24 protein-coding genes, 5 tRNA genes and 1 riboswitch are annotated in these 26995 nt (G+C 69.7%); of the genes, 15 read left to right on the top strand and 14 right to left on the bottom strand.

Annotation, left to right across the window (positions count from 1 at the left end):
- Positions 1 to 19: 19 nt before the first annotated feature.
- The 6 genes from hrpA to QF035_RS25285 all read right to left on the bottom strand — a co-directional run bounded on the left by hrpA (position 20) and on the right by QF035_RS25285 (position 7866).
- Complete coding sequence (hrpA, locus tag QF035_RS25310; protein WP_307522885.1) at positions 20 to 3976, bottom strand: ATP-dependent RNA helicase HrpA; 3957 nt, start codon at positions 3974 to 3976, stop codon at positions 20 to 22.
- Between the two features lie 108 nt (positions 3977 to 4084).
- A tRNA-Phe gene (locus tag QF035_RS25305) sits at positions 4085 to 4158 on the bottom strand.
- Between the two features lie 23 nt (positions 4159 to 4181).
- Positions 4182 to 4256 (bottom strand) — tRNA-Asp (locus QF035_RS25300).
- A 339-nt stretch (positions 4257 to 4595) separates the two neighbouring features.
- Positions 4596 to 5891 (bottom strand): MFS transporter, encoded by a 1296-nt coding sequence (locus QF035_RS25295; RefSeq protein ID WP_307522884.1) that lies wholly within the window; start codon positions 5889 to 5891, stop codon positions 4596 to 4598.
- A gap of 241 nt (positions 5892 to 6132) precedes the next feature.
- A tRNA-Glu gene (locus QF035_RS25290) sits at positions 6133 to 6208 on the bottom strand.
- Between the two features lie 80 nt (positions 6209 to 6288).
- A complete protein-coding gene (locus tag QF035_RS25285) occupies positions 6289 to 7866 on the bottom strand; it encodes a metallophosphoesterase family protein (RefSeq protein WP_307522883.1) in 1578 nt (525 codons plus the stop codon).
- 126 nt (positions 7867 to 7992) lie between these two features.
- Between QF035_RS25285 and QF035_RS25280 the strand changes: the two genes are divergently transcribed.
- The 5 genes from QF035_RS25280 to QF035_RS25260 all read left to right on the top strand — a co-directional run bounded on the left by QF035_RS25280 (position 7993) and on the right by QF035_RS25260 (position 13551).
- Positions 7993 to 8343: a metallopeptidase family protein gene (locus tag QF035_RS25280; protein WP_055613650.1), complete on the top strand. Its 351-nt coding sequence runs from the start codon at positions 7993 to 7995 to the stop codon at positions 8341 to 8343.
- A gap of 219 nt (positions 8344 to 8562) precedes the next feature.
- On the top strand, positions 8563 to 9093 hold the full coding sequence (locus QF035_RS25275) for a hypothetical protein (RefSeq protein WP_307522881.1): 531 nt from the start codon (positions 8563 to 8565) through the stop codon (positions 9091 to 9093).
- A gap of 282 nt (positions 9094 to 9375) precedes the next feature.
- Positions 9376 to 11574 carry a DEAD/DEAH box helicase gene (locus tag QF035_RS25270; RefSeq protein WP_307522880.1) on the top strand — a complete coding sequence of 733 codons (2199 nt, stop codon included), beginning with the start codon at positions 9376 to 9378 and terminating at the stop codon, positions 11572 to 11574.
- Between the two features lie 168 nt (positions 11575 to 11742).
- The gene (locus tag QF035_RS25265) at positions 11743 to 13278 is read left to right on the top strand and encodes an amino acid permease (RefSeq protein WP_307522879.1); all 1536 of its coding nucleotides are present in this window, start codon (positions 11743 to 11745) and stop codon (positions 13276 to 13278) included.
- 200 nt (positions 13279 to 13478) lie between these two features.
- Positions 13479 to 13551, top strand: a tRNA-Lys gene (locus QF035_RS25260).
- 107 nt (positions 13552 to 13658) lie between these two features.
- Here QF035_RS25260 and QF035_RS25255 read toward each other — a convergent pair.
- From QF035_RS25255 to QF035_RS25245, 3 genes are all read right to left on the bottom strand, one after another.
- Positions 13659 to 13886, bottom strand: a complete 228-nt coding sequence (locus tag QF035_RS25255; RefSeq protein ID WP_307522878.1) for a hypothetical protein — start codon at positions 13884 to 13886, stop codon at positions 13659 to 13661.
- Between the two features lie 148 nt (positions 13887 to 14034).
- Positions 14035 to 14235, bottom strand: coding sequence for a hypothetical protein (locus QF035_RS25250; RefSeq protein ID WP_307522877.1), 201 nt, complete (start codon positions 14233 to 14235; stop codon positions 14035 to 14037).
- A complete protein-coding gene (locus tag QF035_RS25245) occupies positions 14235 to 14426 on the bottom strand; it encodes a hypothetical protein (protein ID WP_307522875.1) in 192 nt (63 codons plus the stop codon). Before QF035_RS25245 ends, QF035_RS25250 begins: the two co-directional genes overlap by 1 nt.
- Positions 14427 to 14659: 233 nt before the next feature.
- On the opposite strand from QF035_RS25245, the gene QF035_RS25240 reads away from it, so the two are divergent.
- The 3 genes from QF035_RS25240 to QF035_RS25230 are packed head-to-tail and all read left to right on the top strand — an operon-like array spanning position 14660 to position 16295.
- Positions 14660 to 14920 (top strand): hypothetical protein, encoded by a 261-nt coding sequence (locus QF035_RS25240; protein ID WP_307522873.1) that lies wholly within the window; start codon positions 14660 to 14662, stop codon positions 14918 to 14920.
- Complete coding sequence (locus QF035_RS25235) at positions 14892 to 15419, top strand: DUF6879 family protein (protein WP_307522871.1); 528 nt, start codon at positions 14892 to 14894, stop codon at positions 15417 to 15419. The genes QF035_RS25240 and QF035_RS25235 overlap by 29 nt, the downstream gene beginning before the upstream one ends.
- A gap of 24 nt (positions 15420 to 15443) precedes the next feature.
- A complete protein-coding gene (locus tag QF035_RS25230; protein WP_307522870.1) occupies positions 15444 to 16295 on the top strand; it encodes a helix-turn-helix domain-containing protein in 852 nt (283 codons plus the stop codon).
- 840 nt (positions 16296 to 17135) lie between these two features.
- Here QF035_RS25230 and QF035_RS25225 read toward each other — a convergent pair.
- Positions 17136 to 17432 (bottom strand): GntR family transcriptional regulator, encoded by a 297-nt coding sequence (locus QF035_RS25225; RefSeq protein ID WP_307522869.1) that lies wholly within the window; start codon positions 17430 to 17432, stop codon positions 17136 to 17138.
- Between the two features lie 158 nt (positions 17433 to 17590).
- Between QF035_RS25225 and QF035_RS25220 the strand changes: the two genes are divergently transcribed.
- A complete protein-coding gene (locus QF035_RS25220; protein ID WP_307522868.1) occupies positions 17591 to 17941 on the top strand; it encodes a hypothetical protein in 351 nt (116 codons plus the stop codon).
- Positions 17941 to 18483, top strand: a complete 543-nt coding sequence (locus QF035_RS25215; protein ID WP_307522867.1) for a hypothetical protein — start codon at positions 17941 to 17943, stop codon at positions 18481 to 18483. Before QF035_RS25220 ends, QF035_RS25215 begins: the two co-directional genes overlap by 1 nt.
- On the opposite strand, the gene QF035_RS25210 is transcribed toward QF035_RS25215, so the two are convergent.
- From QF035_RS25210 to QF035_RS25200, 3 genes are all read right to left on the bottom strand, one after another.
- The gene (locus tag QF035_RS25210; RefSeq protein ID WP_307522865.1) at positions 18426 to 18833 is read right to left on the bottom strand and encodes a RipA family octameric membrane protein; all 408 of its coding nucleotides are present in this window, start codon (positions 18831 to 18833) and stop codon (positions 18426 to 18428) included. The genes QF035_RS25215 and QF035_RS25210 overlap by 58 nt on opposite strands.
- Before the next feature lie 57 nt (positions 18834 to 18890).
- Positions 18891 to 19517 carry a GTP cyclohydrolase II gene (locus tag QF035_RS25205; RefSeq protein WP_307522864.1) on the bottom strand — a complete coding sequence of 209 codons (627 nt, stop codon included), beginning with the start codon at positions 19515 to 19517 and terminating at the stop codon, positions 18891 to 18893.
- A gap of 134 nt (positions 19518 to 19651) precedes the next feature.
- Complete coding sequence (locus QF035_RS25200) at positions 19652 to 20188, bottom strand: MarR family winged helix-turn-helix transcriptional regulator (RefSeq protein ID WP_307522863.1); 537 nt, start codon at positions 20186 to 20188, stop codon at positions 19652 to 19654.
- A 148-nt stretch (positions 20189 to 20336) separates the two neighbouring features.
- Between QF035_RS25200 and QF035_RS25195 the strand changes: the two genes are divergently transcribed.
- The 5 genes from QF035_RS25195 (at position 20337) to QF035_RS25175 (ending at position 25513) form a co-directional block, all read left to right on the top strand.
- A complete protein-coding gene (locus QF035_RS25195; RefSeq protein ID WP_307522862.1) occupies positions 20337 to 21476 on the top strand; it encodes a dihydrofolate reductase family protein in 1140 nt (379 codons plus the stop codon).
- Positions 21477 to 21624: 148 nt separating this feature from the next.
- Positions 21625 to 21698: transfer RNA gene (locus QF035_RS25190), tRNA-Met, on the top strand.
- A gap of 166 nt (positions 21699 to 21864) precedes the next feature.
- On the top strand, positions 21865 to 22968 hold the full coding sequence (locus QF035_RS25185; RefSeq protein WP_373466716.1) for a PP2C family protein-serine/threonine phosphatase: 1104 nt from the start codon (positions 21865 to 21867) through the stop codon (positions 22966 to 22968).
- Positions 22969 to 23271: 303 nt separating this feature from the next.
- Positions 23272 to 23427: riboswitch (cyclic di-AMP (ydaO/yuaA leader) on the top strand.
- A gap of 11 nt (positions 23428 to 23438) precedes the next feature.
- Positions 23439 to 24488 (top strand): M23 family metallopeptidase, encoded by a 1050-nt coding sequence (locus tag QF035_RS25180; protein ID WP_307522861.1) that lies wholly within the window; start codon positions 23439 to 23441, stop codon positions 24486 to 24488.
- 80 nt (positions 24489 to 24568) lie between these two features.
- Positions 24569 to 25513 carry an aldo/keto reductase gene (locus QF035_RS25175; protein WP_307522858.1) on the top strand — a complete coding sequence of 315 codons (945 nt, stop codon included), beginning with the start codon at positions 24569 to 24571 and terminating at the stop codon, positions 25511 to 25513.
- A gap of 148 nt (positions 25514 to 25661) precedes the next feature.
- Here the strand turns inward: QF035_RS25175 and QF035_RS25170 are convergent, their stop codons facing one another.
- Positions 25662 to 26942 (bottom strand): PrsW family intramembrane metalloprotease, encoded by a 1281-nt coding sequence (locus tag QF035_RS25170; protein ID WP_307522857.1) that lies wholly within the window; start codon positions 26940 to 26942, stop codon positions 25662 to 25664.
- Positions 26943 to 26995 lie beyond the last annotated feature (53 nt).

The raw sequence follows: 26995 nt of genomic DNA, 5'->3' as shown, positions 1-26995 counted from the left end.
ACCCACTGTGCAGGCGCCGTTACGGGACGGCGGCGTCGATCGCCTTCACGATGCGCTTGTCGGAGACGGGGTACGCCGTGCCCAGCGCGTGGGCGAAGTAGCTGACCCGGAGCTCCTCGATCATCCAGCGGATGTCCAGGACCGACGAGGGCACGGGGCGCCCCTGAGGCATCTGTTCCAGGAGCCAGGCGTACTCGTCCTGCATCTCGTGGACCTTCTCCATGCGGCTGGTGTCCCGCTGGACGTTCGTCGGCATCTGCTGGAGCCGGCGGTCCGCGGCCACCAGATAGCGCATCAGGTCCGGCAGCCGCCGCAGACCCGTCTCCGTCACGAAGCCGGGCTTCACGAGAGCGTCCAGCTGCTTCCGTACGTCCGTGAGGTTCGCGAGCAGGACGGCACTGCGTACGCCCTTCAGACGGCGCTCACAGGCCTGCCAGGCGGCCAGGACCTGCTGCACCTGGTCGACCGTACGGACCGTCGTGTCGACGATCTCCGCGCGCACCTTCTCGTACAGCTTGCGGTACGACTCCTCGTCCCAGGCCGGGCCGCCGAAGTCGGCGATCAGCTTGTCGGCGGCGGCCGTCGCGCAGTCGTCGAAGAGGGCCTGGACGGAGCCGTGCGGGTTCGCGGACAGGGCCAGCTTGTGCGCGTTCGTGAGCTTGTCCGAGGCGAACTTGGCAGGGTTCACCGGGATGTTGCGCAGGATGAGCCGCCGCGTGCCCTTCCACATGGCCTGCTGCTGCTCGGCCTCGGTGTCGAAGAGGCGTACGGAGACGGTGTCGCCGTCGTCGACCAGGGCGGGGAACGCCTTGACCGGCTGGCCGGCCCGGCGCGTCTCGAAGAGACGGGTGAGGGAGCCGATGGTCCAGTCCGTGAGGCCCGTCCGTTCGATCGCTCCGCCGCCCTCCCGCTCGGCCGTCGCCGCCGCGGCCTGCGAGATCGCCTGGCGCGCCTTCGGCTTCAGGCGCAGCTTCAGGGCCTCCAGGTCCTTGTCCTCGGCCAGCTTGCGCCGCCGTTCGTCGACGATCCGGAAGGTGATCTTCAGATGGTCGGGGACCCGGGACCAGTCGAAGTCGTCGGCCGTGAGGGGCACGCCGACCATGCGCTTCAGCTCGCGCGCCATCGTCGTCGTCAGCGGCTCCTGCAGGGGCACCGCCCGGTCCAGGAACCGCTGGGCGAAGTTCGGGGCGGGGACGTAGTTCCGGCGGATCGGCTTCGGGAGGGAGCGGATCAGCTCCGTCACGACCTCCTCGCGCAGACCCGGGATCTGCCAGTCGAAGCCCTCGTCCGTGACCTGGTTCAGCACCTGGAGCGGGACATGGACGGTCACTCCGTCCGCGTCCGCACCTGGCTCGAATTGATAGGTCACCCGGAACTTGAGCGGGCCTTGACGCCACGTGTCCGGATAGTCGTCCTTGCTGACATCTCCGGCCCGTTCGTTGATGAGCATCGACCGCTCGAAGTCGAGCAGTTCGGGCTCCTCGTGGCGCTTGTGCTTCCACCAGGAGTCGAAGTGCGCCCCCGACACGACGTGCTCGGGCACCCGCTGGTCGTAGAAGTCGAACAGCGTCTCGTCGTCCACGAGGATGTCGCGGCGCCGGGCGCGGTGCTCCAACTCCTCGACCTCGGTGAGCAGTTTGCGGTTGTCCGCGAAGAACTTGTGGTGCGTACGCCAGTCGCCCTCGACCAGTGCGTTGCGAATGAAAAGCTCGCGGCTGGCCTCCTGGTCGATCCGCCCGTAGTTGACCTTCCGCTGGGCGATGATCGGCACGCCGTACAGCGTGACCTTCTCGTACGCCATCACCGCGGCCTGGTCCTTCTCCCAGTGCGGTTCGCTGTACGTGCGCTTCAGCAGGTGTTCCGCGAGCGGCTCGACCCACTCGGGCTCGATCTTCGCGTTGACCCGGGCCCAGAGGCGGGACGTCTCGACGAGTTCGGCGGACATCACGAAACGCGGGGGCTTCTTGAAGAGCGCCGAGCCGGGGAAGATCGCGAACTTGGCACTCCGCGCGCCCAGATACTCGTTCTTCGCCCCCTCCTTCACGTCCTTCATGCCGATGTGGGACAGAAGGCCGGCGAGGAGGGAGAGATGGACCTGCTGGTCCGGGGCGTCAGTACCCGCCGGAGGCTCCTCCAGATGGAGGCCCATCTGCTTGGCGACGGTCCGCAACTGGGTGTAGATGTCCTGCCACTCGCGGATCCGTAGGAAGTTCAGGTACTCCTGCTTGCACATCCGGCGGAAGGACGACGAGCCGCGCTCCTTCTGCTGCTCGCGCACATACCGCCAGAGGTTCAGGTACGCCAGGAAGTCGGACGTCTCGTCCTTGAAACGGGCGTGCTGCTGGTCGGCCTGTGTCTGCTTGTCGGCCGGGCGCTCGCGCGGGTCCTGGATGGATAGCGCGGCGGCGATCACCATGACCTCGCGCACACAGCCGTTCTTGTCGGCCTCCAGGACCATCCGGGCCAGCCGCGGGTCCACGGGCAGCTGGGCGAGCTTGCGGCCCCGGTCCGTGAGCCGCTTGCGGGCGTCCTTCTGGGCGGGGTCCAACGCGCCCAGTTCCTGGAGGAGTTGGACGCCGTCGCGGATGTTGCGGTGGTCCGGCGGGTCGATGAACGGGAACTTCTCGATGTCCCCGAGCCCGGCCGCGGTCATCTGGAGGATGACGGACGCCAGGTTCGTACGGAGGATCTCGGCGTCGGTGAACTCCGGCCGGGCGAGGAAGTCGTCCTCGGAGTAGAGGCGGATGCAGATGCCGTCGCTGGTCCGGCCGCAGCGGCCCTTGCGCTGGTTGGCGCTGGCCTGTGAGACCGGCTCGATGGGGAGGCGCTGGACCTTCGTGCGGTGGCTGTATCTGGAGATACGGGCGGTGCCCGGGTCGATCACGTACTTGATGCCCGGGACGGTGAGGGAGGTCTCGGCGACGTTGGTCGCCAGAACGATCCTGCGGCCGGTGTGTTGCTGGAAGACGCGGTGCTGCTCGGCGTGCGAGAGGCGTGCGTACAGGGGCAGCACCTCGGTGAAGCGGTAGTTCTTCTTCGTGATCGCGTCCGCGGTGTCGCGGATCTCCCGCTCTCCCGAGAGGAAGACGAGGATGTCGCCCTTGCCCTCGCCCTGGAGCTCCTCGACGGCGTCGCAGATCGCGGTGATCTGGTCGCGGTCGGAGTCGTCGCCGTCCTCTTCGAGGAGCGGGCGGTAACGGACCTCGACCGGATACGTACGGCCGCTGACCTCGACGATCGGGGCGTCCCCGAAGTGCCGGGAGAAGCGCTCGGGGTCGATGGTCGCGGAGGTGATGACGACCTTGAGGTCCGGCCGTCTGGGCAGCAGCTGGGCGAGGTAGCCGAGCAGGAAGTCGATGTTGAGGGACCGCTCGTGGGCCTCGTCGATGATGATCGTGTCGTAGGCGCGCAGCTCGCGGTCCGTCTGGATCTCGGCGAGCAGGATGCCGTCCGTCATGAGCTTGACGAAGGTGCCGTCCGGGTTCACCTGGTCGGTGAAGCGGACCTTCCAGCCGACGGCCTCGCCGAGCGTCACGTCGAGCTCGTCCGCCACGCGCTCGGCGACGGTGCGGGCGGCGATCCGGCGGGGCTGCGTGTGCCCGATCATGCCGCGGACGCCGCGGCCGAGCTCCATGCAGATCTTGGGGATCTGGGTGGTCTTACCGGAACCGGTCTCGCCGGCCACGATGACGACCTGGTGATCGCGGATGGCGGCCGCGATGTCGTCCTTCTTCTGGCTGACCGGGAGCTGCTCGGGATAGGTGATCGCGGGCACGCGGGAGCGGCGCTCGGCCATCCGGGCCTCGCCCTTGGCGACCTCCGCCTCGATCTCGGCGAGGACGGCGGCCCGGGCCTCGGGCTTGCGGATCTTGCGCGCGCCTTCGAGCCTGCGCCCGAGCCGCTGCGCGTCGCGCAGGGACAGCTCGGTCAGGCGGGGGGCGATGGCGCCGAAGGCGGGGGCAGGAGTCGTTGACATACGCCCTCCAGGATCTCACCTCGGGGAAACGAGGGGCGAACGCTTTTGTGCGGGCATACAACGCGGGCATACAACAAGGCCCCGATCCGGAGATCGGGGCCTGTGCTGTGGCTGGGGCCGGGGTCGAACCGGCGACCTACCGCTTTTCAGGCGGTCGCTCGTACCAACTGAGCTACCCAGCCGAGAGATTCACGAGGAATCTCAGCGGTCCTGACGGGATTTGAACCCGCGGCCTCCACCTTGACAGGGTGGCGAGCACTCCAAACTGCTCCACAGGACCAAGCTGTTGTGTGCGAACAGTGTCGCACACGGGGTTGCGTGCCCCCAACGTAATTCCGTCTGCCGCCGACGCCGGGAAGATGATTCCTGGTGAGGGAGGAGATGCTGGTCAGCTGGGGTGACGTCGCTGAAGCAGCGTATCAGAGGATGAGCGGTGGCCCGAAAACGCGCTGGGTGCGGGGCAGGTGACCCGGCGGCGGGTGCTGCTCGTGACCCACACGCGTGACGGCTGTACGTACGGCCCGGTCGTGATGGCGATTTTCCCGGCGGCGATACGGCCGTCGGACGGGATCGTCAGGTGGGCGGGACAGGCCGCGCCGTCGGCCCGCGGGGGCAGCCGTCACGGTGGCTCTTCGGCGGAGGGCAGCCTGCGCATGTGACGGATCTCCTTCCGCAGCAGGAACGGCAGTCCGCCGACGGTGACCAGGCCCGCGATGGCCAGGGCGGCGGCGAGCCCGGTGCCCTCGCCCCACACGTCGGAGGCCCAGCCGGCGAGGAGGCCGCCGGCCACCGCTCCCACGGGGATGGTGCACAGGTTGATCGTGCGGGCGGTGGCGTGCACCCGGCCCAGGAGGTGGGGCGGGGTGATCAGCTGGCGCAGGGTGATGACGGTGATGTTCCAGACCGGCAGCCACAGCGCGGAGACGAAGGCGATGGCGATGACCACCGCGCTCGATCCGGTCGCCAGGGCCAGCGGGGCACCGGCCCAGACGATCCCCTCGGTCGCGGTGGCGAGCAGGACGGGGCCGGCTCCCATCCGGTGGACGAGGCGACGGCTGACGACGGCGCCGAGTACGGCGGCCAGGGCGCCGGCGGTCAGGACCGCGCCGGCCAGTGCGGGGGACAGGTCCATGGCGCGGTAGAGGAACAGCAGCAGGATGGTGTCGACCATGGCCATGCTGAAGTTGCGCAGCGCGGCGGCGGCCGAGAGCCATCGCAGGACGGGGGTGCGCCACATGTACCGCGCGCCGTCCAGGATCTGTTTCCGCCAGGGGGCGCCGGTCGGGTCCGGTACGGCGGACTCGGGGGTGCGGATGGTGAGCAGGCCGGCCGCGGAGGCGAGGAAGCTGAGCGCGTTGGCCGCGACGGCGAGTGCGGGACCGAGCAGCTGGGTGACCGCGCCGACGATGGCGGGGCCGCCCGCGCGGGCCACACTGCTGGACATTTCGAGGCGCGCGTTGCCGAGCGGCAGGAAGTCGCGGCTGACCAGGCGGGGCAGATGCGTCTGGTAGCCGACGTCGAAGACGACGGTGCACACGCTCGCCAGCGCCGCCGCGGCGTAGAGGTGCCACAGCCCGAGCGCGTCCGTCAGCGCCAGCACCGCGACGGACAGGAAGAGGACCAGCCGCAGCAGATCCGCGCCGATCATGAAGGGGCGGCACCGGACGCGATCCATGAAGGCGCCGACGAACAGTCCGAGCGCGGGAAAGGCGATCGTCGCCATCGCGTGCAGCACGCCGACCTGGGGCCCGGTGGCGTCCAGCACCAGAATGGCCAGGCTGGGCAGGGCGAACAGGGACACCTGGTCGCCGACCAGGCTGATGCTCTGGCCCGCCCACATCCGGCGGAAGTCCCGGCGGCCGGCGTCCCGTGCGGTGACGTCCGTACCGACGGCCGGTGCCCCCCGGACCGCCAAGCCGGGCCCTCCTCATCGCGCGCCGACGCCTCTGCCGCAGCTCTGTTCGCTCTCTTCTAGCAAAGGCCGCACGGCGCAACCAGTACGCCTCGGAGCGGAGGGTCGGTTCCCGGACAGGTCGTGGGCCGAACCAGCGGGCCGAACCAGCGGTCCGAAGCAGTGGGCCGAACCGGTGGGCTGAAGCCGGGAAAAACAAATCGCAGGCCAGAGAAGACTCTGACCTGCGACTCATATAAGTAGCTGGTGCCCCCAACGGGATTCGAACCCGTGCTACCGCCTTGAAAGGGCGGCGTCCTAGGCCGCTAGACGATGAGGGCTATCGGCCCGCCTGGGCGCCTTGCAGCGCGTCGGGGACGTGAGAAGCATATGGGATGTCGGGAGGGATCGCCAAAACGGTTTACGGGGTGGGTGCGGAAGGGGTCGGGGTGGCCGGGGTGGTGACGGCGCCCGGCTGGTTCTCCTTGGGGAGGTGACGGCTGACCTCGGCCGTGGTGAGGCCCAGGCCGCCGAGTTTGATCTCGTCCCAGGCCTGGAGGCGGCGGGTGTCGCGGTCGAGGTAGAGGATCGACGTCTCGATCGGTGCGGGGTCCTCGCCCTCCAGCGCGCGCAGACCGCCGCCGCCCGTGGAGCCCTCGATACGCAGCCGGGTGCCGTACTTCAGGATCTCCATCTCCTGGTGGTGGAGGTGGCCGGCCAGGACCAGGGGCACGTCGCCGTCCGTCTGGCGTGCGGCCGTCGGGTTGTGCGCGACGGCGATGTCGACCGGGGTGCCGGCCGCCTCCTGGTCGCGGAGGGAGGAGGCGAGGCGGGCGCCCGCGAGCACCTCGGACTGGTCGCCGCCCAGCTTGGCCGTGCGGTCGGGGGTGAACTGCGGGTCGCCGACGCCCGCGAAGCGCAGGCCCGCCACCGAGACGGCCCGGCCGTCGTCGAGCACGTGCACGTTCTTCATGCGCTCCAGATAGTTCTGGGTGACCCGGCCGTCGTGGTTGCCGCGCACCCAGACGTACGGAGCGCCGAGGTCGGACGCCGGGTCCAGGAAGCCGTTCTCCGCCGCCGTGCCGTGGTCCATGGTGTCGCCGGAGTCGACGATCACGTCGATCTTGTACTGCTCCACCAGCGAGGCGATGATCTTCCAGCTCGCCGGGTTGAGATGGATGTCGGAGACGTGCAGGACGCGGATGGTGGAGGGGTCGGGCGCGTAGGCGGGGAGCGTGGACGTGACGTCGTACAGCTTCGTCACGTTCGTCACCAGGCGGGCCAACTCCTTCTGGTAGACGTCGAATTCGCTGACGATGCTGCGGGCGTTGCCGACCACCGAGGGGGCGGAGGAGAGCAGGCCGGAGAACTTCGGTTCCAGGACCGAGTTGGGGTTCCAGGTCGCGAAGGCCGTCGCTCCCGAGGCCGCCAGCAGGGTCAGGGCCAGGCCGCCGGCCGCCAGGGCCCGGCGTGGGCGGCGGTAGACCGCGAGGCCGAGGGCGGTCGCGCCGGAGACGACGGCGACGACGGACCGTACGGCCAGGTCGAGGGTGCCGTCGCCGACGTCCTGGGCCACCTCGTCCTGGAGGCCGGAGAGGCGTTCGGGGTGGTCGACGAGGGCCTGGGAGCGGACGGGGTCGAGCTGGTCGACGTCCACGTCGAGGCGGAGCGGTGCCGTGTGGCTGCGCAGTTCCAGGGCGCCGAGCGGCGAGACGTTGATCTTCGTGCCGCCCGTGAGGGAGGGGCGCAGCGTCATCGTGGTGTCCATGGGGCCCACCGGCGCCCGGACGTTCCCGACGATCAGCAGGCCCAGCCACGCGCCGAACAGGACCACGGTGACGAGGCCCAGGGCTCGGACCCAGGGGTGCGGTTGGGGGACGAGTTCGACGACGGGGGCGACGGGGTGTGTGCGGCGGCGTGCGCGGAAGCGGCGTACGAGGGCGCGGGGAGCCCTTCGTACACGGTGCAGAGCGGTGGCGGCAGCGGGGACGCGGGCCATTGGTCCCGTATGCCCAGAGGTGGGGGCGGATATGCGGCGCGGCTCCCGCTGTCGGGCGTGCCCCGGGGTGTGTTCTCGTACGCCGCGTCCCATGGCGTCCGCGCGTCGGTGCCGGACAATGGCCCTGTGCTGGAGATGACGCGCGAGGAGTTCGAGGAGCAGGTCGCCGAGGCGCTGGACCGGATTCCGCCGGAGCTGACGCGGCTGATGGACAACGTGGCGGTGTTCGTCGAGGACGAACCGCCCGCCGACGACCCCGAGCTGCTCGGGCTCTACGAGGGGACTCCGCTGACCGATCGCGGCGAATGGTACGCGGGAGTGCTGCCCGACCGGATCACGATCTACCGGGGGCCCACGCTGCGGATGTGCGCGACGCGGGAGGAGGTGGTGGCCGAGACCGAGGTGACCGTGGTCCACGAGATCGCCCACCACTTCGGCATCGACGACGCGCGGCTGCACGCGCTCGGGTACGGGTGAGGACGTGAGGCCGTACCTTTTCGGGTACGGGTGACGACGTGCGGCCGCAGCCTCTCGAAGCGCGGCCGCGCCTCTCGGACATGGCTGACGATGCGCGGGTGACATATCTCTCGTGCCCTGCGGGCGGTTCTCCCGTGTCTCTCCGGCGTTCGCGTGTCTTCTTGCGGGCGGCGGGAGTTGGGCAGGGGGACTCCTCACACCGCCCGGAGGTGGCTGCCCGTGCGCGCCAAGTACGTACCCGTCCGTCTGGCCGCCGCCGCCCTGGCCGTCGCCGCGTCCGCCGGCTGCATGAGCGTCGGTGACGACGGGGGCGACCACGCGAAGCCCTCGCACTCGGCCGGGCAGCGGGGCGGTGAGGCGCCCGACGGCGGGTCCGCGGTGAGCGGCGGAGGCCCCGGCTACCGCGGGACGGGTGACGGAAAACACGGTCCGGTGAAGCCCCACGAGTCGGCGTCCGGGTCGGCGTCACCGTCCGCGGGGGAGAGCGGGACGGCCGCTCCGCCCAAGCAGGGCAAGGACGGCAAGGACGGCAAGGACGGGAAGAAGCCCAAGCCGGGGGCGCCCTCACCGACGAAGGCCCAGCCCACGCCGACGCGGCCGGCCCCCAAGCCGACGCCCACCAAGGAGGAGCCGCCGCCTCCGTCGCCGGACCCGACCACCGCCGAGCCGTCGTCCTCGGCGCACCCCGAGCCCGAGCCGCAGCTCGTGGAGCGGCGGGAACCGGCACCCCAGGCCGGTGTCGAGGCCTGAACGGGCCTGGCCGCAACGGGCCTGGTCACAGCGGGTGCGCCCGGGTTCGGCGAGAGGGCCCGGGGGCCGTGTGACCAGAGCCTCTCGGAGCCGGTTTGCCTTACCGGGTGGGGGGTGCGTATGGTGGTAGATCGTTTGATCCCATTGCCCGGCGCCAGTTAGAGCGCGCCGTGTGGCGCGTACTCTCCCTTGCCGTGGCTGACCGCATTGAGGCGGTCGTTTGCGAAATCACGGAGTTGACGGGCGCGTGCCGTACGAGACTCCGGAAGGTTTCGCATTCGCATGTCCATTTCCAGTACTGATCACGTCGTCGTGCCCGAGAACGAGAACATCGGGGACGCTGCCGACGAGACTGCCGCGCCTGCGGCCCCCGAGGTTCCCGAGGTCACCTTCAGCGACCTGGGTCTGCCCGAGGGCGTCGTGCGCAAGCTCGCGCAGAACGGCGTGACCTCCCCCTTCCCGATCCAGGCCGCGACCATCCCGGACGCCCTGGCCGGCAAGGACATCCTCGGCCGCGGCCGCACCGGCTCCGGCAAGACCCTCTCCTTCGGTCTGCCGATGCTCACGCAGCTCTCCGGCGGCCACACCGAGAAGAAGAAGCCCCGCGGCATCATCCTCACGCCGACGCGTGAGCTCGCGATGCAGGTCGCGGACGCCCTCCAGCCGTACGGCGACGTGCTCGGCCTGAAGATGAAGGTCGTCTGCGGCGGTACGTCGATGGGCAACCAGATCTACGCCCTGGAGCGCGGTGTCGACGTCCTCGTCGCCACCCCGGGCCGGCTGCGCGACATCATCAACCGCGGCGCCTGCTCCCTGGAGAACGTCCAGGTCGCGGTCCTCGACGAGGCCGACCAGATGTCCGACCTGGGCTTCCTGCCCGAGGTCACCGAGCTGCTCGACCAGATCCCCGGCGGCGGCCAGCGCATGCTGTTCTCGGCCACGATGGAGAACGAGATCTCCACGCTGGTCAAGCGCTACCTGACCAACCCGGTCACGCACGAGGTCGACAGCGCCCAGGGCAACGTCACGACGATGTCCCACCACATCCTCATCGTGAAGCCCAAGGACAAGGCGCCGGTCACCGCCGCGATCGCCTCCCGCAAGGGCCGCACGATCATCTTCGTCCGTACGCAGCTGGGCGCCGACCGTATCGCCGAGCAGCTCTGCGACTCCGGTGTGAAGGCCGACGCGCTGCACGGCGGTATGACGCAGGGTGCCCGTACCCGCGTCCTCGAGGACTTCAAGAAGGGCTACGTCAACGCGCTCGTCGCGACCGACGTCGCCGCCCGCGGCATCCACGTCGACGGCATCGACCTGGTCCTGAACGTGGACCCGGCCGGCGACCACAAGGACTACCTGCACCGCTCCGGCCGTACGGCCCGCGCGGGCCGTTCCGGCACGGTCGTCTCGCTCTCCCTGCCGCACCAGCGCCGCCAGATCTTCCGGCTGATGGAGGACGCGGGCGTCGACGCCTCGCGCCACATCATCCAGGGCGGTACGAGCTTCGACCCCGAGGTCGCGGACATCACCGGTGCCCGGTCGATGACCGAGGTCCAGGCCGAGTCCGCGGGCAACGCCGCGCAGCAGGCCGAGCGCGAGGTCACCGACCTCACCAAGCAGCTGGAGCGCGCGCAGCGTCGTGCCGTCGAGCTGCGCGAGGAGTCGGACCGGCTGATCGCCCGTGCCGCGCGTGAGCGTGGCGAGGACCCGGAGGCCGCGCTCGCCGAGGCCGCTGCCGTGGTCGAGGCCGCCGCCGCGGCCGTCGCCGAGCAGGCGGTGGCCGAGGAAGCCGCCGCTGCCGCTCGCGAGGAGCAGCCGCGTCAGCGTCGTGACGAGCGCGGCAACTACGAGCGCCGTGACCGTCGTGACGACCGCCCGTCGGGCGGTTTCAACCGTGACCGCGGTGGCGACCGTGGCGGCGACCGCGGTGGTTTCCGTCGCGACGACCGTCCGTCGGGTGGTTTCCGTCGCGATGACCGTCGTGACGACCGCGGTGGTGACCGTGGTGGGTTCCGTCGGGACGACCGTCCCTCGGGCGGTTTCAACCGTGACCGTCGTGACGAGCGTCCCTCCGGTGGCGACCGTGGCGGCTTCCGCCGTGACGACCGCCCGTCGGGTGGCTTCAACCGTGACCGTCGTGACGACCGCGGTGGTGACCGTGGCGGCGACCGTGGTGGTTTCCGTCGGGACGACCGTCCCTCGGGTGGCTTCAACCGTGACCGTCGTGACGACCGTCCCGCCGGTGGCGAGCGCGGCGACCGTGGTGGCTTCCGCCGCGACGACCGTCCCGCCGGTCACAGGGGCAGCGACCGCCCGTTCAACCGCGACCGGCAGGGCGACCGCCCTTCGGGCGGCGGCTTCCGCTCCGGCGGCCACGACCGCCCCTACGGCCGTCGTGACGACCACCGCGGCGCCGGTTCCGGCTCGGGCCCGTCCTTCGGACGCCGTGACGACAAGCCGCGCTGGAAGCGCAACGGCTGACGTCGCCTGAGCGGCGACTGCTGAACAACTGAAGGGGCCCGGACGACCTCGGTCGTCCGGGCCCCTTCGCGTGCCTGGGCACGGGCGGCGATGTGCGTGTACGGCACGTCAATTTTTGGCCAATCGCCTGGCGCATGTCGTACCCCCGGCAGGGGAATTGCTGGGGGCATGACAGATGACGCCAAGGCAAGTGGGCTGTCGGACGAGGAACGTCTCGCGCAGCTCGGCTACACGCAGGTCCTCGCCCGCCGCATGTCGGCGTTCTCCAACTACGCGGTCTCCTTCACGATCATCTCGGTGCTCTCCGGGTGCCTGACGCTCTACCTGTTCGGCATGAACACCGGCGGGCCCGCCGTGATCACCTGGGGCTGGGTCGCGGTCGGCCTGATGACCCTGTTCGTCGGACTGGCGATGGCCGAGATCTGTTCGGCGTACCCGACCTCCGCCGGCCTCTACTTCTGGGCCCACCGCCTCGCCCCGCCGCGTACGGCGGCGGCCTGGGCGTGGTTCACGGGCTGGTTCAACGTCCTCGGCCAGGTCGCGGTGACGGCGGGCATCGACTTCGGCGCGGCCTCGTTCCTGGGCGCGTATCTGAACCTGCAGTTCGACTTCGAGGTCACACCGGGCCGTACGATCCTGCTCTTCGCCGCAATCCTGGTCCTGCACGGCCTGTTGAACACCTTCGGCGTACGCATAGTCGGCCTGCTCAACAGCGTCAGCGTGTGGTGGCACGTGGTGGGCGTGGCGGTCATCGTGGGCGCGCTGACGTTCGCGCCGGACCACCATCAGTCGGCGTCCTTCGTGTTCACGGAGTTCGTGAACAACACGGGCTGGGGCAGCAGTTTCTACGTCGTGCTGCTAGGCCTCCTGATGGCGCAGTACACCTTCACCGGCTACGACGCCTCCGCGCACATGACGGAGGAGACGCACGACGCGTCGACGGCGGGCCCGAAGGGCATAGTCCAATCGATCTGGACATCATGGATAGCGGGCTTCGTCCTGCTCCTGGGCTTCACCTTCGCGATCCAGTCGTACGACGGTGCCCTCGGCTCGCCGACCGGGGTGCCGCCCGCCCAGATCCTCCTGGACGCGCTCGGCGCGACGGCGGGCAAGCTGCTCCTGCTGGTGGTGATCGGCGCCCAGTTGTTCTGCGGCATGGCGTCCGTGACCGCCAACTCCCGCATGATCTACGCCTTCTCGCGCGACGGGGCCCTGCCGTACTCGCACCTCTGGCACACGGTGAACCCGCGCACACGCACGCCCGTCGCGGCGGTGTGGCTCGCGGCGCTGGGCGCGCTGGTGCTCGGCCTGCCCTACCTGATCAACGTGACCGCGTACGCGGCCGTGACGTCCATCGCCGTGATCGGCCTCTACATCGCGTACGTCATCCCGACCCTGCTCCGCCTGCGCAAGGGCGAGGCCTTCGACCGCGGCCCGTGGCACCTTGGCCGTTGGTCGCGCCCGATAGGCGTGGTGGCGGTCGCGTGGGTGGGCGTGATCACGATCCTCTTCATGCTGCCGCAGGTCTCCCCGGTCACCTGGGAGACCTTCAACTACGCCCCCCTCGCGGTCCTGGCCGTCCTCGGCTTCGCCGCGGCCTGGTGGTTCGCCTCGGCCCGCCACTGGTTCCTCAACCCGGACCACGAACGCACCCATGCTCGGGAGGCGGCTCGGGCGGGGGCGCCGGATCCGGTTGATCCGTAGGCCGTACGCCCGGGCGGCCCCTGCGCTGCCCCGCTCCACACCTTTGCGCCGCACCCCGCTCCGCACCTCGCGCGGCACCCGCGCAACCCTTTCGGCGTGGCCGGGTCACCGATACCCGATCGGAGTCTCGGCCACGTCCGGCTATGCTCGTTCCTGCATCGACCACGGGTCGGTGCGTGTGTCGGCGTGGTCCGGCGCACGGACCCTTAGCTCAATTGGCAGAGCAGTGGACTTTTAATCCATTGGTTGTGGGTTCGAGTCCCACAGGGTCTACCGACGAGGCCCAGGTCAGAGGGAATCTGACCTGGGCCTTCGGTGTGTTTGGGGGCTTGGAGGTCGTTAGCTCAGTCGAAGCTCAACCGAAGCGCAGATGATCAGCCTCAGTCGCTGTCGTCGTCGGCGAGCCGATCCGCCCTGGAAACGAGAGCCTGGGCGCCATCCAGGTCGTCTCCAAAGTTCACCGTGATCCGGTAGTTGTTGATCGGCAGGTACTTGACGTCGACCTGGTGCTCCGCGGCAGCGCTATGAATGAGGTCCCTCACGTGCGACTCGACGGCGTCGGTGATCGTCAGGTCGACCGTGCACTCGATTTCCTTGCTGAGCTTCACGAGACCTCCGTGTCTCGCATCGTGGCGTCAGCGTGCTCCGCACCCCAAGCGTCCGCAAGACATGGAGCGGCCCCGGCCGGTGGACATGCCCGGCCGAGGCTGGTCCCACCCGCCCCGGAGCTCACGGGGTACAGGGACGGACGGGGATCTACTGCGGTAGCGCCCGCCACGCCTCCCATATGCCCTGCGCCACAGCGCACCGCCGGTTCCCGTAGTCGCAGTCCGCGCAGCCCTGCGAGTGGTCCATGTACTCGCGGAACTTCGCCTGCTTCGGCGTGAACTCGGCAGCGGTGGCGGCGGCCCGGGGTGATCCGCTGGACGTGTCGCGCCAGTCGGACCGGCCGCCCATCACGATGCGCTCCCGTGCTTGGGGTGGTTGCGCATCTCGACCTCGCAGTCGGTCGCAGCCCGCGTGTTCCCGCGCCGCTCATACCCGGCACGCTGCTTCTCCAGCGCCGCACACACATTGCAGCCCGGGGCCGGCTTCGGAGGGCTCGTCGGATCCAGCAACGTGACGGGGGATTCCTGGGTCGTGCTCATGCGCCTGCCTCCGCTGGCGTAGGTCTGCCCAGCGCGGCTATGCACGGGCAGAGTGGTGGGCCTGCCGCTGGTCACGACGCTAGGGACGCGATGTGCGGAAGTGCCAGCAATGTGCACTGATGTTCACAGAAATAGGTTCCGCCAGCTGTTGGCCACTTCGCACCCTTGACCCTCTACCTCAGGAGACTGACTGTGGTGTACATCCGTGAACACCAAGAGCGTCGGAGGCGGAGATGAAACTACGGTTCATCGGGATCGACCCCAACACGGGCACAGGTGAGAGCCCCACCGTGTGGGTCGACGAGAAGGAGAACGAGCTGGTCATCCAGGGATGGAAGCCCGGTCCTGAACTCGAAGCGGAGTGCGCTGCGTTCGAGGTGCCAGGCCACGCCGCAGGCATCCCCGACCACGAGGCAGTAGTCCGTATCCCGGCCCGCATGGTGCCGGTCTTGAGGAAGGCGTGCGATGCCGCAGAACGTGCCGACCTTCGCTGAACTCCTGGACGGTGCGCAGCACTCGGCCGTCCACCTGGAGATGCGCGATGCCTACGGCGTCGCCAGCGAGGCCGACGACTTCGCTCACTGGAAGCGCACCGGTGAACGCGACACAGACCCCGCCTCGCAGTACTGGGCGCCATGGGTGGACCTCATCCGGCGCACCGTAGTCCGTGGTGTGACCGTGCGCCGGGCCCGCATCGTGTCCGAGCCGGTCAGCGACTACATCCGCTACGAGCATGCGAGCACAGTCGTCAACGTGGAGGCCGGCGAACAGGTGCGGTGGCTGGCCCGTCGGCGCGCCTCGGACATTGCTCTGCCGGGCAACGACTTCTGGCTGATCGACGGTCGGCTGATCCGGTGGAATCACTTCACTGGGAGCGGTGCCTCCGGCGGCGGCGAGATCAGCGAGGACCCGGCCGCCGCGGAGCTCTGCGCAAGCGCCTTCGAGACTGTGTGGGAGCGAGCAATCCCGCACGACGACTACAAGATCAGTTAGCAAGGAAGGCGCACAGGTCAGCTCATGCCCGTCTCTCCTTCATCTTCGGCCCAGGCTGCACGCGAGCGCGTCGCACAGCGTCTCCGCGACCTACGCGCCGATGCGGGTATCACCGGGACTGAGCTGGCCTCGCGCTGCGGCTGGACCCATCCGAAGACCTCCCGCATCGAGAACGCGCGCACGCCTCCCACACCGGAGGACATCCGGCTGTGGTGCCGTGCGTGCGACAGCGCGGACCAGGCGCCGGACATCATCGCGCAGTCGCGGGATGCCGAGTCGCAGTACGTCGAGTGGCGGCGCAAGGTCCGGGCCGGCCTGAAGCGTCTGCAGAACAGCTATGTGCGGCTCTTTCGGTCGACGGAACTGTTCCGCGTCTACTCGCCCACCCTTGTCCCTGGTCTGCTGCAGACTGAGGGGTACGCACGCGCCCTGCTGTCCGCGAACGCCCGCCTGCTCGACCTGCCCGATGACGCCGAAGAGGCCGCAGTCGCACGCCTCGAACGCTCGCAGATCATCCACGAGCCGGGACGCCGATTCGTCCTGCTCATCGAGGAGAGCGTCCTGCGCTACCAGCTGGGCGACCAGGACGCCATGGCCGCCCAGCTCGGCTACCTGCTCACCGCGGGGGCCCTGCCGTCCGTCTCTCTGGGCATCATCCCCAGCGCGGCACCGGAACGGCCGCTGTGTCCGCAGGAGTTGTTTCACATGTACGACGACACGCTGGTCTCGGTGGAGCTGCTCTCCGCGCAGGTCCGTGTCACTCAGCCCAGCGAGATCGCCCTGTATCTGAAAGCGTTCGAGCAACTGCGGAGCATGGCCGTGTACGGGGCCGACGCGCGCGCCCTGATCGTGCAGGCCATCGACGCCCTGCGCTGACCCCTGGTGGGTCAGAGATGCTCTCCTACCAGTCGCTCTCGATGTAGCCCGGCACGTCACACATGCCGCGCCAGTCGACCGTGCCATCCCCAACGCCCTCATAGCTTTCGCGGCAAGTGTCCAAGTCCTCTGGGGGATTTGACGGGTCGGAACCGCTGCTGGTGCCGTAGCCGACAGCGGCGACGAGGAGCGCCACGACGACTATTGAGACCTTGACCCACCCTGGCATGCCGGCGTTTCTCCGTGGCCCAGGTGTGGAGGCGTGGGTACGGGAGAAGGGCGAGGAACTGGGTCGGGCCTCCAGCGGCGCGGTGGGGTGCCTGGCCTTCCTGGCGTGAAAGGCGGCGGCGCCTGCTTCTCTCCCAACCGTTGCGGGGACTGCCGCTCCACAGCCCTCATGAGTACAGCGCAGCGTTCTGACGGTGTCCGACACGACGGTCTCCTCGACGGCTCGGACGGGCAGCCGCTCCCCTGGAAACGTCACAGCATGGCACGACAAAGGCGCTCCCTGCACGGTCGTCATGACCGCGCAGGGGTCTGATGCCGTGCAGAGATCAGGTGGCGGGAAGCGCAGCGTCGCCCATACCGAGCTTGTCCGCGAGCCAGTCCACACCCTTGGGGGCAATGAAGGTCTGCTCGACCACCTTGTAGCAGCATGTACGAGCTTGACCTCGGCGCGGTCCTTCTTGATGTGGACCTTGTGGGGGATCCGCAGGTTCTGAATCTGCAGGAAGCGCAGGTCATCTTTGCGGAGCCGGTCCATGAACTTCGTGCGCCCGAGTCCGCCCGCCGACGGCCTTCCAGTAGCGCGAGATCTTCATGGCGGACCATGAGACAGATTCAGGCTTCCGGTGTGCCCTCGACCGGCGCGTCGCTCGGTGGCTGCTCGGCGACGAAGGATCCCTTGCCGCGCACGGTGACGATGAGCCCGCGCTCGCGCAGTTCCTGGGCGGCACGTCGTGCGGTGAGCCGCGCTACGCCGTACTCGTCGGCGAGATGGTTCTCCGAAGGAATGGGCCTGTCCGGTGCCAGCTCGCCAGAGGCAATCTTTCCGGAGATGACGTCGGCCAGCTGTACGTAGAGCGGTCTCGCGCTCATCGGGTCCAGGGTGGGCTTCGGCTCTTCCGGATCGCTCATATGTCCAACGTAGAGAGGCAGTGCCCTGCACGATCGTGTGGATCCCTCTGTACTTGTATGCAGAGGGCTACAGCCTGAGATAGCTTCAAGAACAGAAAAACCCCGGCGAGGTGTCCAGACCTCCCGGGGCACGGCCAACGCTGACTAGGAGCGTCGACATGCACGACCTTATCCGCCGCACCCTCGAATGGCTGCGCCTCCTCTTCTGCCCGGGCACGGGCAGACGGCGCCGCACCCGCCATCGCACCTACCTCTGCATCCACTTCACCGCCGTACGGCACCCCTCGCCCTCCGCACCCCTACCGCCACGGCTCCCCCACCACCGCTCCCCGTACGGCCTTGTCACGCCCCTCGACGGCGCCGACTCCGCCCTCGTACGCCCCTACCTCGCCGCTCACGACGAGGAAGCCGCACTACAGCAGCGCCGCCGCCTCGCCCTCGTGCTCGCCGCCGACTTGGGGATCGACCTCGACCGGCACCTGATCGGCGCGCAGGAGGTGGCCGCCTGATGAAGTACACGACGAAGCGGACCACCGGCCCCGCGGGGGTCTCTCCCGCGCCCCGCCTCCTGCCCTGGCCGTCCCTTGACGGCAAACCCTCCGACCTGGTCACGGAGGACGGCGGCGGATACGTGTCCCGCCTCGCCGACGATCTGGAGGCGGCCCAGCTCGCCACAAGCACCGATGTCCTCGGCCTGGCCCGCACAGTGCTGGACGATCCGGCCTCGCCGTACACCGAGGTCCGCTACGCCGGTCTCCGCCTCGCCGAGTGCCTGGCCGACGCCCTGCGCGTCGCCGAGGCCCGGGGCATGCGCCTGCCTGCACCGGATACCGAGGACGACGGGCAGGCCACCCAGGAGACGAAGAGGCATCCAACATCCGCCACCAGGTACGGCGGCTGGAGCCCGGCCAATGACGACACCGTCCGAAGCGCCTCGCCTCGGGACGACCGAGGCGCAGGGGTTGGTCGTGTTCCTGGCGGCAGCCGGCCGGCTCAAGTGATCAACAACAACGCCACCCACATCACCACAGCCAGGCACGGGAGCACGTAAGTGATCAGGGTGATCGACAGCCCCCGCCTGCGGCCGGTCCAAGTCGACCACGTGGTGGCGTAGTCGGGGAGGCGTTGTAGTGCTCTTGCCTGGACGTGGCGGTAGTAGAGGCGGTGGCGGTGGCCGACGTAGAGCCAGGTGAGGGCCAGGACGAGGCCGAAGGCGGCCAGGACGCGGGCTGCTGAGAGGTGTTTCTCCGTGGTGAGGAGTGTCGTGTAGGCCACGGCGAAGAGTGACTGGCCCACCAGGAAGAGGTTGCCTCGCTGGAACAGCATCGTGTTCTCGTGCAGCGTGTGCTGCCAGAGTCTGCCGTCCTCCGCCATGCGCTGAGCCTCGCTGTCGTCCCCCATGCCACTGTTCTGCCCTGCGATCGCGCGGAGCCACCCCTTCCGGGAGCGGGTCCGGGGTCAGCCCGCCGTCAGCTTCGCCAGCGGCAGCGTGTGCTGGGTCTGGAGGACCTTCGCGCGGAGGTAGCGGACGTTGTGGGCCGTGGTGAAGACGCCCGTCGGGACGCGGTGGCCGACCGTGATGCCCAGGTCGCGGAGCTGGTTCGCCTTGTCGGGGTTGTTGGACAGGAGGTCCAGTTCCGTGATGCCGAGGGCCGTCAGCATCTGGGCCGCCGCCGTGTAGTCGCGGGCGTCCTCGGGAAGGCCCAGGGCCGTGTTCGCCGCGTACGTGTCGAGGCCCTCGTCCTGAAGGGCGTACGCGTCGAGCTTGTTGTAGAGGCCTATGCCCCGGCCCTCCTGGCGGAGGTAGAGGAGCACGCCGCCGTGGGTCGCGATCTGCTCGACCGCCTCGCGGAGCTGGGGGCCGCAGTCGCAGCGGGACGAGCCGAAGACGTCGCCCGTCAGGCACTCGGAGTGGAGGCGGACCAGGGGCGTGGCCGAAGGGGTGCCGAGGATCACCGCCACGTGTTCCTTGCCGTCGGTCAGGCCGTGGAAGGTGACGAGTTCGGCGTCGACGCTGTAGCCGTCGTTGAAACGCAGCGGCACCCGGACGCGCGAGCGCTGGGTGGCGGCGGGGTAGTCGGGCATGCGGTTCTCCCGGTCCGATCTCTCACCTGCTTCAGATTTGAAGCAGATCCTCGGATCGAGACACTACCTCATGCTTTAAAGTTGAAGCAACGGGATAATGGGTTTGTGGTGCGGCCCATGTGCCCCCGTACGCCTCATGCGTCGCCCGTCGTCGGTCCTCCCGCGCACGGGCTCGACCGGCGGCGCCACGGGACGTCGTCAGGGGCCGCCTGCGGGTCGTCCCCCTCCAGGCCCCGCGCGATCCCCGTACAGATCTCCTCCAGCTGCCCCACCTGCTCGGGCGTGAGCTTGTCGAAGAGTGTGGCGCGGACCGTCTCGACGTGGCCGGGGGCCGTGCGCTCCAGCAGGGCCATCCCCTCGTCCGTGAGGATCGCGACGCTGCCCCGCTTGTCCGCGGGGCAGTCCTCGCGGCGTACCGCCCCGTCCTTCTCCAGGCGGGTCACCGCGTACGTCAGCCGGCTGCGGGTGATCTTCGTGCTCTCCGCGAGGTCCGTCATGCGCAGGCTGCGGCCCGGCGCCTCGGAGAGGTTGGCGAGGATGGAGTAGTAAAGGTGCGGCATGCCGGCCTCCTGCTGGAGCTGCCGGTCGATCGCGTCCTCCAGGAGATGGGAGGCGGCGATGTAGGCGCGCCAGGCGCGCTGCTCCTCGGGGGTGAGCCAGCGGGTCGTCATGCCCCCAGTGTAGGTTTGTTTCAAACTTGAACCAAGCCCGGATCGGCAACCGGGCGACACCGGCCCGCCGTCTGGGCAAGCCCCGCCTCTGTCTCCGAAGGAGCCCGCCATCCCGACAGCCCGTCAGAGTCCGAAAGAGAGCGCGTCAATGCCTCACCCCTACGTCCTGTTGTCCGCCGCCGTCTCCCTCGACGGCTGCCTGGACGACACCGGCCCCGGACGGCTGCTGCTCTCCGGACCGGCCGACTTCGACCGGGTCGACGAGGTACGGGCCGAGTCCGACGCGATCCTCGTCGGCGCGGGCACCCTGCGCGCCGACAACCCCCGGCTCCTCGTCAACTCCGCCGAGCGCCGCGCGGCCCGGGTCGCCGCCGGACGGCCGGAGTACCCGCTGAAGGTCACCGTCAGCGGCAGCGGCGACCTCGACCCCGACGCCAACTTCTGGTCCACGGGCGGCGAGAAGATCGTCTATACGAGCGATGAGGGGGCCGAGAGGGCCGGCGAAGCTCTGCGCGGGCTCGGCGTCGACGTCGTCTCCGTCGGCCCGGGCGTCGACTGGCGTGCCGTACTCACCCACCTCCACGACGTACGCGGCGTACGGCGGCTCATGGTCGAGGGCGGCGGCCGCGTCCACACCCAGCTCCTCCGCCAGGGCCTCGCCGACGAACTGCAGCTCGCCCTCGCGCCCCTCGTCGTGGGTGAGCCGGACGCGCCCCGGCTGTTCGGGCCCGGCGACTACCCGGGCGGCCCCCGCAACCGGCTGCGGCTGATCGAGACGAGGCCCGTGGGGGACGTCGTCCTCATGCGGTACGTCCCCACCGCGCCCGGCACCGGGACCGTACCCTCCGCCGCCGACCACCGATGGCTCGCGCTCGCCTGCGAACTGGCCGCCGAGTGCCCGCCCTCGCGGACCGCCTTCAGCGTCGGCGCGGTCGTCGTCGCGGCCGACGGTACGGAGCTGGCCCGCGGGTACTCCCGTGAGTCCGACCCCGTCTCCCATGCCGAGGAGGCCGCCCTCGCCAAGATCGAGCAGGGTGATCCGCGGCTCGCGACCGCCACGGTCTACAGCAGCCTGGAGCCGTGCGCCCGCCGCGCGTCACGGCCCGCGCCCTGCGCCCGGCTGATCCTCGACGCGGGCGTACGCAGGGTCGTGACCGCCTGGCGGGAGCCGGACACCTTCGTGGCGGGCGCGGACGGGAGCGGGCTGCTGGCCGCGGCCGGCGCCGACGTCCTGGTGCTGGCGGAGTACGAGGCCGACGCGAAGGCGCCCAACCGTCATCTGGCCTGACCGGCCCGTTTCCCGTCGGTATGGACGACGGGCAGGGCCGACCCGTATCGCCGATCGGCATGTTTCGTACCAAACCACCCGGTGAAGCGCGGGCGAAGTTAACGCGTGTGCTTCGGGTCCCGCAGATGGCGTACAGTGGAGTCAACGACGCGGGGTGGAGCAGCTCGGTAGCTCGCTGGGCTCATAACCCAGAGGTCGCAGGTTCAAATCCTGTCCCCGCTACTGAAGGCCTGGGGCCGGAATCCGATCAAGGATTCCGGCCTCAGGTGTTTTCCCGGGTATTTCTTCAGGCGCTTCCTCAGGTGCTTTCTCGGGTGTTCCCAGGTCTCTTCACCCGCCCGGTCCCCGTCCGCTCGCCCGCCACCCCCGCTCCCGGAAGCCTGGACAGGTGGAGGAGCAGGAGCCGGTGCGCGTCGAGCCCGTGGAGAGGACCGCCTCGCACCAGCGCACCCTCGTCCGCGCGCTGCCGGAGCTGCTGATCGTCGCCGGCGTCTGCTACGACCTCCTCAGCCCGCAGGACTTCACCGCGGCTCCCTTCTTCACGGCCGCGGTGCTCATCGCGGCGCCCCTCTTCTCGCTCGGCGCCACGGTGTGGACGGGAATCGCGGCGACCGTGGGCATGGCCCTCGTGCACCTCAGGTTCGCCTTCGACGCGGGCGCGGTCACCGAGGTCCTCACCGTGGCCACGGCCGCCGTGCTCGCCGTCGGCATCAACCGGCTCGTGGGACGCGGCAACGCACGCCTCGCCACCGCCCGCGAGATCGCGGAGGCCGCCCAGCGGGCCGTACTGCCCGAACCGGCCGCGCGGATCGGTGGTCTCGAGATCGCGGCACGGTACGAGGCCGCGCAGGAGGGTGCGTTCATCGGGGGCGATCTGTACGCCGTGCAGGACACCCCGCACGGTGTACGGCTCCTCGTGGGCGACGTACGGGGCAAGGGCATGGGAGCGGTCGCCGTCGTCGCCGTACTCATCGGTGCCTTCCGGGAGGCCGCCGAGCAGGAGGCGAGCCTGGAGGCGGTCGCCCAGCGGCTGGAGCGGGCACTCGCGCGCGAAGGCGTCCGGCGGGACATCATCGCGGTCCTCGAGGACTTCACCACCGCCGTGCTCGCCGAGATCCCGCACGGCACCCCGGTCGTACGCCTCGTGAACCGCGGCCACCCCGGGCCACTCCTGCTGCACGGCGACGGAGAGGTACGTACGCTCGCCGCGCCTGAGCCGGCCCTGCCGCTCGGGACCGGGGAGTTGGGGGCCTGGCCCGACCGCGCGCAGGAGGAGGCGTTCCCGGGCGGGGCCATGCTGCTCTTCCACACGGACGGGCTGTCCGAGGCGCGGGACCGGCGAGACGTCTTCTACGACCCGGCGCGGCGGCTGTCCGGGCGGGTCTTCCCCGGGCCCGACGCGTTGCTCGCCGCGGTACTGGACGACGTCCTGCGGCACACCGGGGGCGGGGCGACCGACGACATGGCACTGCTCGCGGTGCGGCGGCCGTGAGGGTGCGGTCGTGGTGATTGCGTGACGGTCATGAGTGCGGCGGCCGTGAGATGCGTCGCTCTTTCGGCGGCCTTTATCACCGTTCGTAGTCGAACAGCATCCCTCCGCACAGCATCTGACGCATCATCAACAGGGCTCCCGTTCCTGAATGTCGATCAACTCGCCCGATTTACCCCGCTCGTGACCTGTTAGTCCAGGCCAAGAGCCGTAACGATCATCAGGAACAGCTTGGAATCCGGTGCCCGGGTCTATTAACGTTCGATAACGCAGCGCGGTCGTCCCAGCCGTCACAAGAGTCGGCTCCGTGCGCACGCGCCGAATCCCGCAAGGGAACCGGGGAACCACCACTTGGGGTGAATCGCTCGTCTTCGCGGTGTAGCGCACCGCGGTTGACGCGCGTAGGAGACCTTCCTGCTCCGAACCCGTCAGCTAACCCGGTAGGCGAGAAGGAAGGAAAGGAGTGCGCCTACGTGGCGTCCAACCGGTCTGCCCTCACACCCTCGTTCGTTCCGGATGAGTTGACGGGTGAGTCCTCGGGCGAGAAGAAGCCCGACACATTCGCCTACGGCGCTCGTAAGGACGAGGAGACGTGGGAGGTCTGGAATCCCAGCGCGGAGACCGTCCTTCCCGTCCGCGGCCGGCACCGCGTCGCCAAGCAGCGCGGCGGCGGACTCGCCCGTAGCTCGACCGTTCTGGGCGTCGGCGTCATAGCCGCCGTCGGTGCGGGTGGCATGGCCAGCGCGCAGACCGGCAAGCCCCCGGTGTCGATCTCGATCCCCGACCTGCCGAACGTCGGCTCGCCGTTCTCGGACGACGACGCCCCCGAGGGCTCCAGCACCCCGATCACCGCCGTCGGCCTCACCACCGCCGACGCCGAGCAGGGCAACTCGGACGCGGGCGAGGCCCTGCGCGCCCGCATCATGCTCCAGGCCGAGCAGCAGCAGGACCAGGTGGACCGCGAGGCCCAGGAGGCCGCCGAGGCCGCCGCCGCGAAGAAGGCCGCCACGCTGGCCGCCAAGGAGCGGGACGCCGCCGAGGCCAAGGTCGCCGCCGCCAAGAAGAAGGCGGACCAGGAGGCCAAGGAGAAGGCCGAGGCCGCGCGCCTCGCCGAGCTCGCCAAGCAGTTCACGCTCCCCACCTCCTCGTACACGATCACCTCGACCTTCGGGCAGTCCGGTGCGCTGTGGTCGTCCGGTCAGCACACGGGTCTGGACTTCGCCGCTCCCACGGGTACCCCGATCAAGGCCGTTCACAGCGGCACGATCAAGGAAGCCGGCTGGAACGGGTCGTACGGCTACCGCACGGTCCTCGAACTCGATGACGGTACGGAGATCTGGTACGCGCACCAGTCGTCGATCGGCGTCAGCGTCGGGCAGAAGGTGAACACCGGCGACATCATCGGCCGCGTGGGCGCGACCGGCAACGTCACCGGGGCGCACCTCCACCTGGAGGTCCACACCAGCGGTGGCGACGGCATCGACCCGATGGCGTGGCTGCGGGGCAAGGGGCTCACCCCGTAGGACGGGCCTGACCCGTAAGGCGGGCCCGAGAGGCTCCTGGGTGCGGAATACGGCCGTCCGGTACGGCCGTTGACCCATCCATGACCTCTCTCCGCAAGCTGGGTTCGTCCGACCTCGAAGTCTTTCCGCTCTCCCTCGGCGGCAACGTCTTCGGCTGGACCGCCGACCGGGCGCAGTCCTTCGCCGTGCTCGACGCCTACACCGCCGCGGGCGGGAACTTCGTCGACACCGCCGACACCTACTCGGCCTGGGCGCCGGGCAACGAGGGCGGAGAGTCGGAGACCGTCCTGGGCGACTGGCTCGCCGCGCGCGGCAACCGCGCCGACGTCGTCGTCGCCACCAAGGTCGGTGCGCACCCCAAGTACAAAGGTCTGTCCGGGGTGAACATCAAGGCCGCGGCCGACGCCTCCCTGCGGCGGCTCAAAACGGACTACATCGACCTGTACTACACCCACTTCGACGACCCGTCCGTGCCGGTCGAGGAGATCATCACGGCCCTGGACGAGCTCGTCCGCGCCGGCAAGGTGCGCGCCGTCGCCGCGTCCAACCTCTCTCCCGAGCGGCTCCAGGAGTCCCTCGACCTCTCCGACCGCGAGGGCCTCGCGCGGTACGTCGCGCTCCAGCCGCGGTACAACCTCGTCTCCCGCGACTCGTACGAGGGCCCGCTCCGGGACGTCGCCTCCCGGGCCGGTCTGGCCGTCGTCCCCTACTCCTCGCTCGCCTCGGGCTTCCTCACCGGCAAGTACCGGGCGGGTGCCGTCGTCGACAGCGCGCGGGCCGGGTCCGCGGGGGCGCATCTGGAGTCCGAGCGCGGGCCGCGGGTGCTGGCCGCGCTCGACGAGGTCGCGCGGGACCGTGGGGTCGAGGTCGCCACCGTGGCTCTGGCCTGGCTGGCGTCCCGGCCGACCGTCGTCGCGCCCATCGCCAGCGCTCGCACTGTGGAGCAGCTTCCGGCGTTGCTGGGGGTGGCCGGGCTTGTCCTCACGGAGGGGGAGTTGGGGAGGCTGACCTCGGCTTCTGGCTGAGGTTGAGGGGCGGGATGGGGCCGAGGTTGAGGGGCGGGATGGGGCTTGGGCTTGGGCTTGGGTGGGGGTGGGGTTTCGTCTTGGGTTTGGGCTGGGGTGGGGGTGCGGTTGTGTTTTTGGGGTCGCGTTGTGGGTCGGGCTGCGCCTGTTAGCGGTACGGGTTGTACGTGTACGGCGTTGGGTAACCCTGCCACTGCGGTGCCACCGGTGCCGGAGCCGTCGCCCGGGCCGCGTACAGGAGAGCCGGGCGGGCCGGTTCCCGGCGCGTCCACAGTTTGTGGAGCAGCTCCCGCTCCCGTACGACGAAGTCGGCTCCCGCGCGGCCCTTGCGGCCCCGGTGGCGCAGGAACGCCAGCGACGTCGCGTACGCCTCGTACTCCGCGACCGCCCTGCCCGCCGCGCGACCGCCGTGGTGCGTGGCGTAATCGCGGGCCAGCCGCCGTGCCTTCATCGAGCCGAGGACGAACGGTTCCGGGGCCGTGAGCCAGCCCGCCATCGCGTACGCGGGGAGTTCGTCGCGGATCGTGCCCAGTTCGCGCTGGCGGGTCCAGATGACCAGCCAGGTCAGCAGGCCGAACGCCGGGACCATGAAGGCCGCGTAGACCGCGAAGAAGCCGTACTCGCCGAACGTCGACGAGCCGTTCCACATCGCGTGCATGCCCATCGCCAGCAGCAGCCCGATGATCGGGAGCAGTACTCGGCGTACCTGGTGGCGGTCCGCGGACAGCGCCGCGATGCCGAAACCGATGCCCGTGAGCACGGTGAACAGCGGATGCGCGAACGGCGACATGATCACGCGTACGAAGAAGGTCGCCGCCGTGACCGAGGCGATGCCGCTGCCGCCGCTGAGCTGGTCCGTGCCGAACGCCGTGCCGAGGTACAGGATGTTCTCGGTGAACGCGAAGCCGGTCGCCGTGACGCCGGCTATCACCACGCCGTCGAGGATTCCCGTGAACTCCCGTCTGCGGAACAGGAAGACGAGTAAGACGGCTGCTGCCTTCGCCGACTCCTCGACTATGGGTGCTATGACCGTCGCGCCCAGTGTGTCGGCGCTGGACGGGTCCGCTGTCGCCGTCGCTATCCATCTCGTCGCGAAGCTGTTCGCGACGATGGCTATCAGTGCGGCGGCGCAGGCGCCCCAGGCGAAGGAGAAGAGAAGGTTCCGCCAGGGGCCCGGGTCCACTCTGTCCAGCCAGCGGAACGCGGCGACGAGGAGCGGGACCGGGAGTACGGCGAGGCCCAGGCCCACCAGGAAGCCCTCGGTGCCGGTCTGTTTGCGGACCAGGGCCAGGATGACGAGGCCGGAGAGGGCCAGCAGGGTGGTCAGGGCGCTGTAGCGGACCCACTTGCGCTGCCACCAGTGCGGGGCGCCTCCGGCGGGGATGCCGGGGAAGCCGGGGTGTGGTGGGAGCGGGGGACCGGTGGCCATGACAAAGACCCTAACGACGGAGGGGCGTGGGCCGCGAGAGCGCACTGTCGGGG

It is taken from the genome of Streptomyces umbrinus (assembly GCF_030817415.1).
Taxonomy (GTDB): Bacteria; Actinomycetota; Actinomycetes; order Streptomycetales; family Streptomycetaceae; genus Streptomyces; species Streptomyces umbrinus_A.
This window is presented reverse-complemented; position numbering and strand designations above follow the sequence as displayed.